This window comes from Streptomyces sp. NPDC046821 (assembly GCF_040645335.1).
Taxonomy (GTDB): Bacteria; Actinomycetota; Actinomycetes; order Streptomycetales; family Streptomycetaceae; genus Streptomyces.
Genome location: NZ_JBEYYB010000002.1, coordinates 630,545 through 646,986, shown reverse-complemented (window position 1 = coordinate 646,986; position 16,442 = coordinate 630,545). Strand labels below are relative to the sequence as shown.

Annotated in this window: 16 protein-coding genes and 1 pseudogene; 9 read left to right on the top strand and 8 right to left on the bottom strand. The window is 69.7% G+C overall.

Annotation, left to right across the window (positions count from 1 at the left end):
* Positions 1–72 precede the first annotated feature (72 nt).
* The 4 genes from ABZ893_RS06395 to ABZ893_RS06380 all read left to right on the top strand — a co-directional run bounded on the left by ABZ893_RS06395 (position 73) and on the right by ABZ893_RS06380 (position 5,096).
* Complete coding sequence (locus ABZ893_RS06395) at positions 73–1,893, top strand: glycoside hydrolase family 15 protein (protein WP_361397611.1); 1,821 nt, start codon at positions 73–75, stop codon at positions 1,891–1,893.
* A gap of 3 nt (positions 1,894–1,896) precedes the next feature.
* The gene (locus ABZ893_RS06390) at positions 1,897–2,847 is read left to right on the top strand and encodes a cyclase family protein (protein WP_361397608.1); all 951 of its coding nucleotides are present in this window, start codon (positions 1,897–1,899) and stop codon (positions 2,845–2,847) included.
* 29 nt (positions 2,848–2,876) lie between these two features.
* Positions 2,877–3,401, top strand: coding sequence for a gluconokinase (locus ABZ893_RS06385; RefSeq protein ID WP_361397606.1), 525 nt, complete (start codon positions 2,877–2,879; stop codon positions 3,399–3,401).
* A 114-nt stretch (positions 3,402–3,515) separates the two neighbouring features.
* Positions 3,516–5,096: a GMC family oxidoreductase gene (locus tag ABZ893_RS06380; RefSeq protein ID WP_361397604.1), complete on the top strand. Its 1,581-nt coding sequence runs from the start codon at positions 3,516–3,518 to the stop codon at positions 5,094–5,096.
* Positions 5,097–5,138: 42 nt separating this feature from the next.
* On the opposite strand, the gene ABZ893_RS06375 is transcribed toward ABZ893_RS06380, so the two are convergent.
* Genes ABZ893_RS06375 through ABZ893_RS06360 form a run of 4 tightly spaced genes read right to left on the bottom strand, consistent with a single transcriptional unit; the run spans position 5,139 to position 9,860 of the window.
* Complete coding sequence (locus tag ABZ893_RS06375) at positions 5,139–6,179, bottom strand: cytochrome d ubiquinol oxidase subunit II (protein ID WP_361397601.1); 1,041 nt, start codon at positions 6,177–6,179, stop codon at positions 5,139–5,141.
* Positions 6,176–7,636, bottom strand: a complete 1,461-nt coding sequence (locus tag ABZ893_RS06370; RefSeq protein WP_361397598.1) for a cytochrome ubiquinol oxidase subunit I — start codon at positions 7,634–7,636, stop codon at positions 6,176–6,178. The genes ABZ893_RS06375 and ABZ893_RS06370 overlap by 4 nt, the downstream gene beginning before the upstream one ends.
* A gap of 59 nt (positions 7,637–7,695) precedes the next feature.
* Positions 7,696–9,015: an NAD(P)/FAD-dependent oxidoreductase gene (locus ABZ893_RS06365; RefSeq protein ID WP_361397595.1), complete on the bottom strand. Its 1,320-nt coding sequence runs from the start codon at positions 9,013–9,015 to the stop codon at positions 7,696–7,698.
* Positions 9,016–9,020: 5 nt separating this feature from the next.
* Complete coding sequence (locus ABZ893_RS06360; protein WP_361397593.1) at positions 9,021–9,860, bottom strand: SDR family oxidoreductase; 840 nt, start codon at positions 9,858–9,860, stop codon at positions 9,021–9,023.
* Between the two features lie 364 nt (positions 9,861–10,224).
* On the opposite strand from ABZ893_RS06360, the pseudogene ABZ893_RS06355 reads away from it, so the two are divergent.
* From ABZ893_RS06355 to ABZ893_RS06345, 3 genes and pseudogenes are all read left to right on the top strand, one after another.
* Positions 10,225–10,365 (top strand): annotated as a pseudogene (locus ABZ893_RS06355) (site-specific integrase); the annotation flags it as partial.
* Between the two features lie 64 nt (positions 10,366–10,429).
* Entirely contained in the window at positions 10,430–10,624 is a 195-nt protein-coding gene (locus ABZ893_RS06350; RefSeq protein WP_361397590.1) for a DUF3046 domain-containing protein, read from the top strand.
* A 125-nt stretch (positions 10,625–10,749) separates the two neighbouring features.
* On the top strand, positions 10,750–11,916 hold the full coding sequence (locus ABZ893_RS06345; RefSeq protein WP_361397752.1) for an AI-2E family transporter: 1,167 nt from the start codon (positions 10,750–10,752) through the stop codon (positions 11,914–11,916).
* Between the two features lie 33 nt (positions 11,917–11,949).
* Here ABZ893_RS06345 and ABZ893_RS06340 read toward each other — a convergent pair whose 3' ends face one another.
* Positions 11,950–12,765, bottom strand: a complete 816-nt coding sequence (locus ABZ893_RS06340; RefSeq protein WP_361397588.1) for a hypothetical protein — start codon at positions 12,763–12,765, stop codon at positions 11,950–11,952.
* A gap of 326 nt (positions 12,766–13,091) precedes the next feature.
* Between ABZ893_RS06340 and recA the strand changes: the two genes are divergently transcribed.
* Both recA and recX read left to right on the top strand, forming a co-directional pair.
* Entirely contained in the window at positions 13,092–14,213 is a 1,122-nt protein-coding gene (recA, locus tag ABZ893_RS06335) for a recombinase RecA (RefSeq protein ID WP_361397585.1), read from the top strand.
* Positions 14,214–14,216: 3 nt separating this feature from the next.
* Positions 14,217–14,969, top strand: coding sequence for a recombination regulator RecX (gene recX, locus ABZ893_RS06330; RefSeq protein WP_361397582.1), 753 nt, complete (start codon positions 14,217–14,219; stop codon positions 14,967–14,969).
* A gap of 219 nt (positions 14,970–15,188) precedes the next feature.
* Here the strand turns inward: recX and ABZ893_RS06325 are convergent, their stop codons facing one another.
* The 3 genes from ABZ893_RS06325 to ABZ893_RS06315 all read right to left on the bottom strand — a co-directional run bounded on the left by ABZ893_RS06325 (position 15,189) and on the right by ABZ893_RS06315 (position 16,297).
* Complete coding sequence (locus ABZ893_RS06325) at positions 15,189–15,605, bottom strand: rhodanese-like domain-containing protein (protein WP_361397750.1); 417 nt, start codon at positions 15,603–15,605, stop codon at positions 15,189–15,191.
* On the bottom strand, positions 15,596–16,135 hold the full coding sequence (locus tag ABZ893_RS06320; RefSeq protein ID WP_361397579.1) for a cysteine dioxygenase: 540 nt from the start codon (positions 16,133–16,135) through the stop codon (positions 15,596–15,598). The genes ABZ893_RS06325 and ABZ893_RS06320 overlap by 10 nt, the downstream gene beginning before the upstream one ends.
* A gap of 75 nt (positions 16,136–16,210) precedes the next feature.
* Positions 16,211–16,297, bottom strand: coding sequence for a putative leader peptide (locus ABZ893_RS06315; protein ID WP_361397747.1), 87 nt, complete (start codon positions 16,295–16,297; stop codon positions 16,211–16,213).
* Positions 16,298–16,442: the final 145 nt, after the last annotated feature.

Sequence of the window (16,442 nt, the reverse complement as noted above, 5' to 3'; positions counted from 1 at the left end):
TCGATGTGACAGCCGTGACAAGGGGGACTGATAGTGGAAGGAGGGGGCTTATTCCGAGCTTTCGGAGCAGCCATGGACCGCTATCCTCCTATCGCTGACCACGGCCTGGTGGGTGACCTGCAGACCGCCGCGCTCGTCTCGTCACAGGGTGTCGTCGACTGGTTCGCGGCCCCCCGGTTCGATTCCCCCAGCGTCTTCGCCGCCCTCCTCGACCACGACCGCGGCGGGTATCTGCTGCTGGCCCCCGAGCATCCCGAGGGAACCTGCAAACAGCTCTACTACCCCGACACCGCCATCCTGGTCACCCGGTTCATGTCACCGGACGGCGTGGGTGAAGTGCTCGACTTCATGCCTGTGAAGGACAGCCGCACCGCCACCGACCGGCACACCTTGGTCCGTGTGGTCCGTGTCGTGCGGGGGACCGTCGAGTTCACCCTCGAATGCCGGCCACGCTTCGACTACGGCAGAGCCGAGCACGAGCTCGAACTCGGCGACGGCGGAGCCGTGTTCCGGGCTCCCGGGATGGACGGACACCTGCGGTCCACCTTCCCGCTGGAGCGGGACGGCCAGGACGTGCGCGGCCGGGTGAGGCTCAGCGCCGGCGAGTCCGGCGGCGTCGTGTTCACCGTCTGCGCGACCGGCGGTGAGGCACCCGAGCCCCTCACGGTCGACGGGCTGACCGGAGAGTTCACCGACGTCGCACTGTTCTGGCGGCACTGGCTGCGCCAGTCCCGCTACCGGGGACGCTGGCCCGAGCTGGTGCACCGTTCGGCCATCACCCTCAAGCTCCTCACCTACGCCCCCACGGGCGCGCTGGTCGCGGCGGCCACCATGGGCCTGCCCGAACAGGTCGGCGGAGAGCGCAACTGGGACTACCGGTTCACCTGGGTGCGCGACGGCGCGCTGTCCGTGCGGGCCATGCTGGATCTCGGCTTCGTCGACGAGGCGATCGGCTTCGTCCACTGGCTGGTGGACAGACTGCGCGAGCGCGAGGGCAAGGAGGAGGAGCCGCTCCAGACCATGTACCGGATCGACGGCAATCCCGACCTGCCGGAGCAGACACTCGACCACTTCGAGGGCTATCGCGGCTCGGCGCCCGTCCGCATCGGCAACGGCGCTGCCGACCAGCTTCAGCTGGACATCTACGGCGAGGCGCTCTACGCGGTGTCCCAGGGCGTCGAGGTCGCGCAGCAGTCCAGTGCCGAGGGATGGCGTGCGATGGCCAAGACGCTGGACTGGCTCGCCGACGCCTGGGACCGCCCGGACGAGGGCATCTGGGAGACCCGTGGCGGCCGCAAGGACTTCACGTTCAGCCGGCTGATGTCGTGGGTCGCCTTCGACCACGGGCTGCGCCTTGCCGACTCCTTCCGCAGGCCCGCGGACGTCGACCGGTGGCGCAAGGCGAGGGACGCCGTGTTCGAGCAGGTCATGGACCGCGGTTGGAGCGAGAAGGAGCGCGCCTTCGTCCAGCACTACGACGAGGACGTCCTGGACGCCTCGCTGCTGCTGATGCCCATCGTCGGGTTCGTCGCCTCCCGGGACGCGGCCTGGCTCTCCACGCTCGACGCGATGGACCGCAAGCTCGTCTCCGACAGCCTCGTCTACCGCTACGACCCCGCGGCGTCGCCGGACGGCCTGCGCGGCTCCGAGGGCACCTTCAGTCTGTGCACCTTCCTCTACGTCGACGCGCTGGCGCGGGCCGGGCGGCTGTACCAGGCCCGCTACACCTTCGAGAAGATGCAGACCTACGCCAACCATGTCGGCCTGTTCGCCGAGGAGATAGGGCCATCCGGCGAACAACTGGGCAATTTCCCCCAGGCGTTCACCCACCTCTCCCTGATCGAGGCCGCCATCACCCTCGACAAGGCCCTCGACGCGGAGCACGGGCGCTGACCCATGGCCACCCATGCCCGCCCGGCGGCACAACCACGGCTGACCAAAGCCGAGTTCGACGCTCTGTACCGGCGACTGGCGTCGCGCTCGGCCTGGGCCGAGGGTGACCGGGGCGCTCTGGCCGCGCTCACTCCCGGCCGGGTACTGGACGCCATGCGCGAGGTGCGATCCGGCCGGCCGGTCACGATGGCCGCCCGGATCGAGACCTCGCCGAGTCCCGACGATCCGGAGCCGGCGAGGCACCGGATGAGCGCGTGGCCCGACGAGACCGGCACCATGGCGAGCGGACTCCACTTCGCCATGGACCGCTTCGCCATGAACGTGCACGGAGACGCCGACAGCCATATCGACGCCCTGTGCCATGTGATCTACGACGGCACGCTGCACGGCGGCGTGAGCGCGGACACCGTCACCGCGGCCGGCGCCGAGGCGCTCTCCGTCGAGTCGGTCCACGACGGGCTCGTGGGACGCGGCGTGTTGCTGGACATCCCGCGGCTGCACGGCGTGCCGTGGCTCGAACCGGGTGATCACGTGACCGCCGACGACCTCGTCGCCGCCGAGAGCGCACAGCATGTCCAAGTGACCGAGGGCGACCTCCTGTTCGTCCGCGTCGGCCACCGCAGGCGCCGGGACGAACTGGGCGCATGGCGAGCGGCGAAGGCGCGTGCGGGCCTGCATCCGTCAGCCATGGAGTTCCTGGCGGACCGCCGGGTGGCCGCGCTCGGTAGCGACGGGAACAATGACACCGCCCCGAGCAGCACCGACGGTGTCGACTTCCCCGTACATGTTCTCGGGATCCACGCCATGGGCCTTCACCTGCTCGACTACCTGCAGTTCGAGGACCTGGTGCCGGTCTGCGAAGAGGAGGGGCGCTGGTCGTTCCTCTGCGTCGTCGCTCCGCTGCGGCTGCCGCACGCCACCGGCTCACCGGTCAACCCGATCGCCGTCCTCTGAGGCCTTCCACCGAGCCCGGGTGAAACGTCATGCCCACTGACCGCGAGGCGCCCACGATCATCGTGGTCATGGGCGTCTCAGGGGTCGGTAAGTCCACCGTGGGACAACTGCTCGCGCAGCGGCTCGCGTTGCCCTTTCTGGACGCGGACGAACTCCACCCGGCGGCGAACCGCGCCAAGATGGCCGCGGGCCGTCCGCTCGACGACGCGGACCGGCTGCCCTGGCTGCTGGCGCTGGCGGACCGGATCCGGGAAGCGACGGACTCCGGCCGGGGCGGTGTGCTGGCGTGCTCGGCCCTCAAGCGCGAGTACCGGGACCTGTTGCGCGACGCAGGCGCACACGTGTGGTTCGTGTACCTGGCGCTCGACCGGACGTCCGCCGCACGACGGGGCGCCCGACGCACGGGTCACTTCATGCCACCCCGCCTCGAGGACTCCCAGTACGCGGCCCTCGAACCCCTGGAACCGGACGAGGCGGGGATGACCGTCGACGCGGCCGCCGCCCCGCGGACCATAGTCGAGGAGGTGGTGAAAGCCGTGCCGGCCGCCGGATGACCGGGAGCGTGATCGATTACTTCGAGTCGACGACACCCACGGCGGCCGATAGCGTCGAAATAGGCATGAATATTCCAATCACCCTGCTGGACGCTACGTGAACGGGATCTCCTCATGGCTGACGATCACCACTACGACGTCCTCGTCATCGGAACCGGAGCGGGCGGCGGAACGCTCGCCCACCGGCTGGCCGCCACCGGCAAGCGGATCCTGATCCTGGAACGCGGCGGCTACCTGCCGCGCGAGCGGGACAACTGGGACTCCACAGCCGTCTTCGTCAAAGGCAAGTACCGCGCCCCGGAGTTCTGGCGCGACAAGCACGGCAACGAATTCCCGCCGGAGGTCAACTACTACGTCGGCGGCAACACCAAGTTCTACGGCGCCGCGCTGTTCCGCCTGAGGCCCGAGGACTTCGGCGAACTGACCCACCACGACGGCATCTCCCCTGCCTGGCCGATCAGCTACGAGGACCTGGAGCCGTACTACACGCAGGCCGAGCAGCTCTACCTGGTGCACGGGCGGCACGGCGAGGACCCCACCGAGGGGCCGGCCAGCGGCCAGTACCCGCACCCCCCGGTCGAACACGCGCCACGCATCCAGCAGCTCAACGACGACCTGGAGAAAGAGGGACTGCACCCCTTCCACCTGCCCATCGGCGTGAACCTCACCCAGGACGGCAACGGCGACGCCACCCATTCCAGCGTCTGCATCCGCTGCGACCGGGTCGACGGCTTCCCCTGTCTGATGGGAGCCAAGTCCGACGCCCAGGTCATCTGCGTCGACCCGGCGCTCAAGCACGACAACGTCACCATGGCGACGGGCGCCCGTGTGAGCCGCCTGGAGACCGACCCGACCGGACGGACCGTCACGGGGGCCGTCGCCGAATTCGAGGACGGAACGAGCGAGCGGTACAGCGCCGACATCGTGGTGGTCGCCTGCGGCGCCGTCAACTCCGCCGTCCTGCTGCTGCGTTCGGCCAACGACAGGCATCCCCGCGGCCTGGCCAACAGCTCGGACGTGGTGGGACGGCACTACATGCGCCACAACAACCTGGCCCTGATGGCGGTGTCCAAGGAGCCGAACCCCACCAAGTTCCAGAAGACCCTGGCCCTGCACGACTGGTATCTGGGCGCGGACGACTGGGACTTCCCGCTCGGCGGCATCCAGATGCTCGGCAAGTCGGACGCCGACCAGATCCACGGCGAGGCGCCACGCTGGGCGGGCGCCGTCTCGCCCGACATGCCGTTCGAGGCGCTGGCGCACCACGCGGTCGACTTCTGGCTGTGCGGAGAGGATCTCCCGCTGCCCGAGAACCGCGTCACCCTCGACGAGGACGACGGTATCCACCTCGCCCTCGACGAGAAGAACAACATCGAGGGACTGAAGCGCCTGCGGCACAAGCTGCAGGGGATGCTCGGGCACCTGGGTATGCACGAGCACCATCTGCTCTCGCACAGCATCTACCTGCACAAGGGAATGCCGATCGGGGCCACCGCGCACCAGGCCGGCACCGTACGGTTCGGCGAGGACCCGAAGAGTTCCGCCCTCGACCTCAACTGCAAGGCCCACGACCTCGACAACCTCTACGTCGTGGACACCAGCTTCTTCCCGAGCATCGGCGCGGTGAACCCGTCACTGACCGCCATCGCGAACGCCCTGCGGGTCGGCGACCACATCGCGTCACGGCTGGCCTGACGGCAGCCGTCAGGCCCGGTCGGGCAAACCGGAGGGCGTCCGTCACTTGCCCCCGGGCCCTGTGGCGGCCCCCGTGTCGGCATCGGTGAGCGGCTCCAGCTCGCCCTTGGTGTCGAGCCGGAACAGCAGCACCAGAGCCGGGCCCACCAGCACGACGGCGACGAGCGTGACGATCGCCAGCCAGCGCAGGGTGTGAGCGGCCCCGGCTGCTTGTCCGACCGTCAGCGTGGTGGGCAACACGTAGGGCCGTTGCGCGAGGGCCCAGGCGAAGACGATCAGGGCGATGCTCGCGACCGACGTGTAACGGGTCAGGCCGTAGAAGCGGCGCCACAACATCAGGACGGTGGCCAGACCGCAGACGGCGGCCAGCACCACAAGCAGCAGACCCCAGCCACCGGTGAGTCCCTCCCAGACGTAGTGGGCGTCGTTGTGGGTGACGGGCAGGCCGATGAGCGCCAGGACGGCGACCGCGACGAAGGCGAACAGGGCGCGCAACCGGAAGTAGCCGACGAGGTCGTCCGCGCCGAACCGCCGGGCGTCCGAGCACAGGAACACCGCGCCCAGGAACGCGGTCGCGGCGATGGCCAGCAGACCCGTCAGGACGCCGGTCGAATTGGCCCAGGCGTCCGCGGACGCGGGCGTGCCGACCGCCACCCGACCGGAGGCGACACTGCCGAGCACCGCCCCGAAGAAGAACGGCGTGAGCAGTGACGACACGGCGAACACCGCTCCGTAGATGCGCCGTCGGGCCAGTCGGCGGGTCGGTTTGCGCAGGGCGAATCCGGCGCCGCGCAGCACCAGGCCGACGGCGGCGAGGACGAGCGGCAGCCACAGCGCGCCGAAAACGGCCTGGAACAGTGTCGGGAAGCCCGTCCACATGACGACGAGGACGAAGATCAGCCAGACGTTGTTGGTCTCCCAGACCGGCGCCATGGCGTGGTCGATGAGCCACCGGGGCCGTTTCCCGCGTTCGGCTCCGCCGGCCAGCAGGTCCCAGAAGCCGGCGCCGTAGTCGGTGCCCCCGGCGCAGGCGTAGCCGGCGATCGCGAGCACCAGGACCCAGGCGATGAGGTCGGCCATCATGACGCACCGTCCGTGGGGTTGTCCGGCCCTTGGCGCGACGCGGTCGGGGCCGGGTCTCTGGGCCCGTAGGGCGTGTCCGTTTCAGGAGGCACAGGCGCGGCACGCCCCTCGTCGGCGATGCGCCAGCGGGTCCGCATCTTCAGGATGACCGCGAGGAACGCGCCGTAGACGGCCACGTACATGGCCATGACGATGCCGAGCGTCGTCCACAGCGCCGCGGCGTGGGTGCCGGTCACCGCCTCGGAGACCCGCATGTGGTCGTAGACGATCCAGGGCTGGCGGCCGACCTCCGTGGCGATCCAGCCGCATTCCACGGTCACCAGGCAGGCGACTCCCGCGATCGCGGCGCACCGGAAGAACCAGCGGCTGCGGGGGAGGTCCCGCTTCCGCAGCCAGCACCAGCCGTACCAGAGGGCGAGCAGGATCAGCAGGCTGCCGATGGTGGCCATGATGTCGAAGGCCCAGTGGACGATGGTGGCCTGGACGGCGGTGGGGCGGTCGTCGGCCGGAACCGACGTCAGCCCGGTCACCTGGGTGCTGGGCTTGAAGCCGGCGAGAATCGAGTCCAGTTGGGGAATCTTGATTCCGCCGGAGATCGTCCCGTCGCTGTTCAGCCTTCCGAACAGGTACTCCGGTACGTGGGTGTCCGTGTCCCAGACGAGTTCCATGGCGGCGAACTTGACGGGCTGCTTGTGGAAGACGGCCCGTGCGGCGGAGTCGCCGAGCATGAACTGGACCGGTGTGAGGATCGCGGCCACGGTGAACGGCACCGTGAACCCCAGCCGGTGGTACCGGTCACGGCGTCCCCGCAGCCAGCCGACCGCGTACACCCCGGCGGTCACGTAGCCGGCCGTCAGGAACATCGCCACCGCGAAGTGCCAGTACTCCGGACCGAAGATCGGTGTGAAGATCGCCTGCCGCACATTGACGTCGACCGGGTTGCCGTTGCTGTCGAGCTTGAATCCTTGCGGGGTGTTCATCCAGGAGTTGGCGGCGACGATGCCGAACGCTCCCAGCAGGGCGGTCAGGGGCAGCGGTACGCCCAGCCAGAAGTGTGTCCAGGGCTTGAGCCGGCGCCAGCCGTAGAGGTAGATCGCGATCAGCACGGCCTCCAGGAAGAACGCCCATGCCTCGATCCCGAACCCCAGGCCGAACACATCACCCCAGCGGCCCATCATCCGGGGCCACAGCAGGCCGAACTCGAAGGACAGCACGGTGCCGGTGACGACACCGATCGCGAACTGGACCGCCATCACCGTCGACCAGCGCCGGGCGAGGGTGAGGGCGACCGGGTCGTTGCGGCGCAGCGCGCGATGGTGCATCAGCAGGGTGATGAACGGCAGTGCCACACCGAACGGGACCAGCAGGATGTGTGAGGCCAGGGTGAACGCCATCAGCTCGCGAGCCGGCAGCAGTTGGGGAGGGGTGTTCGCCAGGAGTGCCGAAGTACTGAGCATGTACGCCTCGTTCGTCTGCCCCGCGGGACGCGGGAGTGGTCAGGACAGAGCGCGAAGGGCTACCGGGACTCACCGGCCCCAGGCGGCGGCCCGCCCTTGGACGAGAGGAAGGCGCGCTCGCGTCGCGAACTGGTGGCGAAGGTGACCGCCCAGCTGAGCACCGCTCCCAGCCTGCTGCGGAAGCCGGTGAGGAACGCCAGATGGATGAAGAGCCAGACGAACCAGCCGAGTACGCCGGACAGGTGCAGCCGGCCCACCTTGACGACGGCCCGGCCCCGGCAGATGTAGGCGGCGCTGCCCAGGTCCCGGTACTTGAAGGGCTTGGGCCGCTTCGTCCTGCCCTCCACCGCATGGCGCAGTGCCCGTCCTGCGTACGCACCCGACTGCATGGCGACCTCGGCCAGGCCGGGCAGGCGGTTCAGGCTCATCACGTCACCCGTGACGCGGATCTCCGGATGCCCCGCGAGGGTGAGGTCCGGCTCTACGGGGATGCGCCCGGCCCGGTCCTGCTCGACGCCGGTCGCCCGCGCCAGCGCGCCCGCGATCGGCGGCGCCTCGACCCCGGCCGTCCACAGCACGGTGCGTGCCGCGAACCGGGACACCGCGCCGTTTCGGTCCCGTACGGACACGCCGTCCGCGTCCACGTCGGTCACGATTGTGCCCATGTGGAGCTCCACGCCGAGGCTGCGCAGAGTCCGGGCAGCGCGACGGGCCAGCGCAGGACCGAACGCGCCCAGCACCTCGTCCGACCCCTCGAAGAGCAGCACCCGGGCCGCTTCGGCGTCGATCGTCCGGAACTCGCGGTCGAGCGTGTGGCCGGCGATCTCCCGGATCTGACCGGCGAGTTCGACCCCCGTGGGCCCGCCGCCGACGAGGGCGAAGGTGAGCCACCGCCGCCGCTCGTCGTCGTCCTCGGCCGTTTCCGCCATCTCGAACGCCCGGTAGATGCGCCGGCGGATGTCCAGCGCGTCGTCCAGCGTCTTCATGCCGGGGGCGTACGCGGCGAACTCGTCGTGCCCAAAATAGGACTGACGCATCCCGACGGCGACGATCAGGTCGTCGTAGGGCAGTTCCAGGGTCCCGCCGTCGGGCCGCCGCGCGTGGACCAGCTGTGCTTTCACATCCACGTCGGTCGCGTCCGCGAGCACGCAGTCGACATTGTGGTGGCGGCGCAGCACCTTGCGCAGCGGCTGGGCGATCTGCCCCTCGGACAGGATTCCGGAGGAGCACTGGTACAACAACGGCTGGAAGAGATGGTGGGCCTGACGGTCGACCACGGTCACCGCGACCGGCGAGTGCCGCAGGGCGCGCGCGGCGAACAGCCCGGCGAAACCCCCGCCGAGGATCACCACCCGGCGGGGTGTGACGTGATCCTGCATCGAGGTCAGCCTCCGGTGGCGAAGCCGGGGAAGAGCGTCATTCCGCCGTCCACGTAGAGCGTGGTGCCGACGACGTAGTCGAACAGGTCGGACGCCATGGCGACGACGGCGTTGGCGATGTCGTCCGGATCGCCCACGCGCTTGTACGGGATGAGGCGCAGCAGGTCGGCCTCGGCCTGGGGCGTGGACCACGCGTCGCGGTTGATCGGCGTGCGGATGGCGCCCGGTGCGACCGCGTTCACCCTGATCTTGTGCGGGGCCAGCTCCTGGGCGAGGGTCTCCATCAGCATGGACACACCTCCCTTGGAGGAGGCGTAGTTCACGTGCCCCGTCCACGGGATGATCTGGTGGACCGAGCTCATGCAGATGATCTTTCCGGCCGACCGCGACACCTCCTCCACCACGCCGCGTCGCCGGAACTCCTTGGCGGCCTCCCGGGCGCACAGGAACTGGCCGGTCAGGTTGACGTCGATGACCTTCTGCCACTGGGCGCGCGTCATCTCGGTCACGGCCGCGTCCCGCTGCAGGCCCGCGTTGGCCACCATGATGTCGATGGTCCCGAACTCCTCGACCATGCGCGTGACCATGGCGGCCACCTGGTCCTCGTCGGACACGTCGGCCTGGTGGGAGTAGGAGCGGACCCCGAAGTCCTTGATCTGCCCGACGACCTTGGCGGCCGCGTCCTCGCCGGCGACGTAGTTCACCACGACGTCCGCGCCGGCCCGGCCCAGGGCGACGGCCGTCGCGAGGCCGATACCCGAGTTGGCGCCGGTCACCAGCGCCTTCTGGCCTCTGAGGAGCTGCCCGGGCATCAACCGGCCGTTCGCCTCGGCTTTTCCTGCCATCGCGATCTCTCCTTCGGTATGTCGGACGGCACGCACACCGGAGCGGGTCGGCTCGGCCAGAACCGATGCGGAAGGGGACTGGTCGGACGCGGGAGCCGTGGCATGTCCGGTGTTCCGACCAAAGCACCCTGCGGTGCGGGCGGGACAGAACGGCACGCCTCACAGCGCTGTTCGGCCGGGTCGTGCCACACGCCCGGGCTACGAGCCTCTGCGGCGGCTCCCACCACGTCCTCGGTGGCCCATCCCACGGCGCAGCAGGAGGCCCGACCGCCGGCCTCGGGACTGGGCCGCTGCCGCGTCTCTCATCCCGGAGCCGAACTCGCTGCCGTCGAAAATGTCGCAGGCCATGACCCGGCCGGCACACCTCGCCCGCCGGCTCGGTCACGCCGACCCGGGCTTTACTCTGCGTACATACACGCACTTCATGCCCGACGCCGGCACGCGAGGCCGCGCCGCCATGGATGCTTGGTTCAGTGGGGAGGCAAACTCCCTGGAAACCCCCTGAAGGCCACGCGGGGGGAGTGAAGGGTAGGAAACATGCAGGTCATGGCAGGTGCGGAGCGGAATTCATGCGGTTGACGGTCTTCTGGCAGCGGATGGCGGATCATTTCGGTCCTGGCTACGCCGACACGTTCGCGCGTGACCATGTGATGACGGAACTCGGCGGGCGCACGGTGCACGAGGCACTGGACGCGGGCTGGGAGGCGAAGGACGTCTGGCGGGCGGTGTGCGCCACGATGGACGTCCCGGCAGAGAACCGTTGACCGGCGAGGACGAGCGGGGGCGGGGACCCGTTGTCGGTGGCGTCGGCGAGACTGACTCCGTGGCACCGACAGACGAGACCTCGCAGGCGACAGCCGACCCTTCCCCGCCCGGCCCCAGGCCGCCCTTGGACGGAGGGGTTTCTGTCGCGCGTGGGCGGATGCCGCGCTGGCTGCCGCGTGCCATGGTGCTCGCGCTCGCCCTCGTCGCCTGCTTCCAGCTGGGCAGCTGGGCGTTCCACCAGCTCACCGGGCTGCTGATCAACGTACTGATCGCGTTCTTCCTGGCGCTCGCCGTGGAGCCGGCGGTCAGCTGGATGTCCGGGCGCGGTATGCGCCGGGGCATGGCCACCGGGGTCGTCTTCCTGGCGGTCCTGATCGGGTCGCTGGGTTTCGTGGTCATGCTCGGCTCGATGCTCGCGGGCCAGATCGTCAGCATGGTCGACGACTTCCCCGCGTACCTCGACTCGGTGATCAGCTGGATCAACCACACGTTCCACACGGACCTCAACAGAGTCGCCGTCCAGGACAGCCTGCTGCACTCCGACTGGCTCCAGAAGTACGTGCAGAACAGTGCGAGCGGCGTCCTGGACGTGTCGGGGCAGGTCCTCGGAGGCCTGTTCCGGCTGCTGACGATCCTGCTGTTCTCGTTCTACTTCGCCGCCGACGGGCCCCGGCTCCGGCGCGGGCTGTGCTCGGTGCTGCCGCCCGCCAAGCAGGCCGAGGTCCTGCGCGCCTGGGAGATCGCGGTCGACAAGACCGGCGGCTATCTCTACTCGCGCGGCCTGATGGCACTGATCTCCGGCATCGCGCACTACGTCCTCCTTGTGGCCTTGGGCGTGCCCTACGCGCCCGTGCTCGCCGTCTGGGTCGGGCTCGTGTCCCAGTTCATCCCGACCATCGGCACGTATCTGGCGGGCGCCCTGCCGATGCTGATCGCCTTCACGGTCGCCCCCTGGTACGCGCTCTGGGTGCTGATCTTCGTAGTCGTCTACCAGCAGTTCGAGAACTACATGCTGCAGCCCAAGCTGACGGCGAAGACCGTGGACATCCACCCCGCCGTCGCCTTCGGCTCCGTCATCGCGGGCACGGCACTCCTCGGCGCCGTCGGCGCCCTCATCGCGATCCCGGCGGTGGCGACGCTGCAGGCCTTCCTCGGCGCGTACGTGAAGCGGTACGCCGTCACGGACGACCCTCGCGTGCACGGCCACCGGCGCAGAACCAACGGCTCTCCCCTCGCGCGCGTGCGGAGCGCTCTGCGCGGGCGCGACGAAGAGGGCGGCGGGGTTCAGTAGTTACTGCGGCAGTCACTGCGGCCCGCGCCGGTATCAGTACGTGATCGCCGCCCAGATCCCGGCGGCGATCACAGCGGCCGTGTAGCCCGCGACCGCCGCGCGCATCACCGTGATCCTCGTCCGCTCGCTCCACGCCGTACGGGACATCAGCCAGGCCAGCGCCGGCAGGACGAGCACGGCGTGCAGGCTGACGCCGTGCAGCGGCTTGAGCGGCGCCGTCGAGTGGTACGCAGCTTCCTGGTGGCCGGTCTTCGTGAGGATCACCCCGCGCGCGATCATCGCGGCGCCGGACGCCAGCGCGACGAGCAGAATCCCGAAGCCGGCCCGCAGCGCGAGCGCCATGCCCGTGGGCCCGGACGGCCGTCGCCGGAACGAGGCGACCGCGAACGTCGAGAGCACCACCACCAGGACCCCGCCGCCGACCGCCAGGGACATGGACACCGCCGTGTCGAAGGCGGACTCCATGTTGAGATGCGACGGCACCCGCCGCCACGCCTGGAGCGTGATCCCGCCCACCTCCAGGACGCAGTCGGCGGCGAACACGACGAGCAGGACGTTCCGGGTGCGAGCACCGATCCGCAGGTACGACGTCACCCAGGCGAGCGCGATCAGCGTCAGTCCGAAGGAGACGCCGAACGTGAACGGCTTGCGCCACGAGACGGGGCCGTCCCAGGGGCCTCCGTCCACCGCGAAGACCAGCAGGTGGGCGAGCCCGGAGAACGTGAGAACGGCGCCGGTGGCGTAGCAGAGGCGCTCGGCGGGGCGGGATTTCTCAGCGCTCCGTGGATTCTCAGGGAGCTGAGGGCTCTGCGGGCTCTGCGGATGCTGAAGGTTCTGCGGGTTCTGCATGGGACAAGCGTCGCGAGCGCGGGTCGTTCCGTCGTCGTCCGGGCGAAGGCGGCGGTCGTACGACGCGGGGAGTACGGGTCGGCCGGGGCCGGGGGAACGCGGAGCGTCCGGTGCCGCGTGGTGCGCTTGACACCAAAATCGAACATCCATTCTTATGGAGTGACTGGAGGCTCTCTCCCCAGTGATTCCGGGGGTTTCGGCGAGAGTGACAGGGCTGTGAGCCTCGAGTTATCCACAGGCAGGACGGGCGCCGAGGCCGATTGTCAGTGGCAGGCGTTAGCGTCTTTGACGTGAAGCGATCGACTCAAGCAAATCGGGTGGAACCCATGGCAGGAACTGACCGCGAGAAGGCGCTCGACGCCGCGCTCGCACAGATTGAACGGCAATTCGGCAAGGGCGCAGTGATGCGCATGGGCGAGCGGCCGAACGAGCCCATCGAGGTCATCCCCACCGGGTCGACCGCGCTCGACGTGGCCCTCGGTGTCGGCGGACTCCCGCGCGGCCGTGTGGTGGAGGTGTACGGCCCGGAGTCCTCCGGTAAGACGACCCTGACGCTGCACGCCGTGGCCAACGCGCAGCGCGCCGGCGGCGCCGTGGCGTTCGTGGACGCCGAGCACGCCCTCGACCCCGAGTACGCGAAGAAGCTCGGCGTCGACATCGACAACCTCATCCTGTCCCAGCCGGACAACGGTGAGCAGGCGCTCGAGATCGTCGACATGCTGGTCCGCTCCGGCGCGCTCGACCTGATCGTCATCGACTCCGTCGCCGCCCTGGTGCCGCGCGCGGAGATCGAGGGCGAGATGGGTGACTCGCACGTGGGTCTGCAGGCCCGCCTGATGAGCCAGGCCCTCCGGAAGATCACCAGCGCGCTCAACCAGTCGAAGACCACCGCGATCTTCATCAACCAGCTGCGCGAGAAGATCGGCGTGATGTTCGGCTCCCCGGAGACGACGACCGGTGGCCGGGCCCTGAAGTTCTACGCGTCGGTGCGACTCGACATCCGTCGTATCGAGACGCTGAAGGACGGCACGGACGCCGTCGGTAACCGCACGCGTGTGAAGGTCGTCAAGAACAAGGTCGCGCCGCCCTTCAAGCAGGCCGAGTTCGACATCCTCTACGGCCAGGGCATCAGCCGCGAGGGCGGCCTGATCGACATGGGCGTGGAGCACGGCTTCGTGCGCAAGGCCGGCGCCTGGTACACGTACGAGGGCGACCAGCTCGGCCAGGGCAAGGAGAACGCGCGCAACTTCCTGAAGGACAACCCCGACCTGGCCAACGAGATCGAGAAGAAGATCAAGGAGAAGCTGGGCGTCGGTGTGAAGCCGGAGGCCCCGACGGCCGAGCCCGGTGCCGACGCGGCGGGTGCCGCCCCGGCCGACGACGCCAAGACGGTTCCCGCTCCCGCGGCCAAGGCCGCCAAGTCCAAGACCACGGCGGCCAAGAGCTAGTCCGTGACGCGACGAACCGACTGGGCCGATCACGCCTACTCCGTCTTCCCGGCGGAGCAGGGCGACGGGGGCGTTGGTGAACCGGGCGGGCACGGGGAGCCGCGTGACGGTGACGGGCCACGTGACGGTGGCCGTGACCGTGGCAGAGGGCGCGGCCGTGGCCGTCGGGGGCGCGGCGGCTTCGGTGAGACGGCCGGAGGGCGACAGGACGGGGGCTCCTCTTCTTCGTCGAGGGCCGAGAAGGAGGAGCCGCCCGCGGATCCGGCCGAGCGGGCGCGAGGTATCTGCCTGCGGCTGCTCACCGGACAGCCGCGCACCCGCAAGCAGCTCGCCGACGCGCTGGCGAAGCGGGAGATCCCCGATGACGTGGCGGACGAAGTGCTGTCCCGCTTCGAGGAGGTCGGCCTGATCAACGACGGCGCCTTCGCGGACGCGTGGGTGGAGTCACGGCACCACGGTCGCGGCCTTGCCCGTCGCGCGCTCGCCCGTGAGCTGCGGACCAAGGGGGTGGACTCGACGGTGATCGAAGAGGCCGTCGGTCAGCTCGACTCCGAGCAGGAGGAGGAGACCGCCCGCGAACTCGTGGCCCGCAAGCTGCGCTCCACACGCGGCCTCGACCGCGACAAGCGGCTCCGCCGTCTCGCGGGAATGCTCGCCCGCAAGGGATACCCGGAGGGGATGGTACTCAGGGTGGTCCGCCAGGCACTGGAGGAGGAGGGCGAGGAGACGGAGGATCTGGGGTACGGGGACTTCTGAGGGGGTCGGATTCGGGGGCCGGGGTCTGAACTTCGGCGGCCGGGTCTCGGGGAGTTCGTGGGCCTGAGCTGCGGTGTGCGGGGTTAAGGCGCCCGGGACGAGTTCGGTGGCGCCGGGTTCGGAGGGTTCGGGGGCCTGGACTTGAACACGGCCCAGGCGCCGGCCGCACCCGGTGCCCGAACTCTCCCTAGCCCAAGCCGAGTTGGAGGCGGAGCCCCGTCACTCCGTCACCGGCAACCCCGCCGCTCGCCACGCCTGGAAGCCGCCCACCAAGTCCGTTGCCCGGTGCAGGCCCAGCTGCCGTAGGGACGCCGCCGCGAGGCTTGATGCGTAGCCCTCGTTGCAGATGACGATCACGCGCAGGTCGTGGCTCGTGGCCTCGAGCGCGCGGTGGCTGCCCTGGGGGTCGAGTCGCCACTCCAGTTCGTTGCGCTCCACCACGAGTGCGCCGGGGATCAGTCCGTCCTGGTCGCGCAGTGCCGCGTACCGGATGTCGACGAGCAGCGCGTCGCCAGCGGAGGCGGCCGCGTACGCCTCCTTGGGCTCGATCCGGTCGAGGCCGAGACGTACTCGGTGGAGCAACTCGTCGATACCCACGGGAAGTTCAGCTCCCGGAACGACCCCGCTCACTGCCAGTCCTCCGGACGCTCCACCGTTTCCAGCCTGAGTACCGCGCCCGTGCGGCTGTAGCGGCGGATCTGGGGGAGGGGCGGGTAGTAGGCGTGGACGGAGATCGCGTGTTCCGTCGTGGACTCGTTGAGGACCTCGTGCACGTGGTGCCGGCCGAAGGACCTGTCCTGGCCGGCGGTCAGTGTCCGTTCGCGGTCGACGCCCTCGGCCAGTTCCAGGGTCTTCCAGCCGTCGGCGGGGAGGCGGGCCGCCAGCGCGTTCTCCTTCAGCGTGCCCGACGCCGTGTGGAAGGCGCCGACGGATTCGGCGTGGTCGTGCCAGCCGGTGCCCGTGCCGGGCGGCCAGCCGATCAGCCAGGCCTCGCTGCCGCCCGGCCCCTCGAGCCGCACCCACGTGCGGCCCTCCGGGTCGAGCGGGAGCGAGTCGATGAGTGCGCGGTCCTCGGCCGTGCGGCGTACGAAGTCGAGGAGGTCACGCTGCGTGGGAGGGGCACCCGCAAAGGCGGAAGCGGGGGCAACGGAAGGCGAGGGTGACACGGATACCGTCCTGAAGGTTCGCGGAACGCGCGCCGGAAGCCCGGGGAACGGGTGCGCGCGGAGGAAGGGGCGAATTCAGCAGGACGGGCGACACACGCAGCCCGCGTAGCGGACGAGGTCCATATGGACCCTCCGCCACAGGAGCACATCGGTGTCGGTCATGACCCGGAGTACACCATGGCGGAGGGGGCCGGTCAATGTGATGTCGTCGTAGTACCGGTCTTCGCGTCGTTGTCCGTGGGCCCGCCGAGTGCGGCCTGCGCGGCGGCGAGCAGGCCGTCGGGCCGGACTCCGCGAGGGCCGTGAC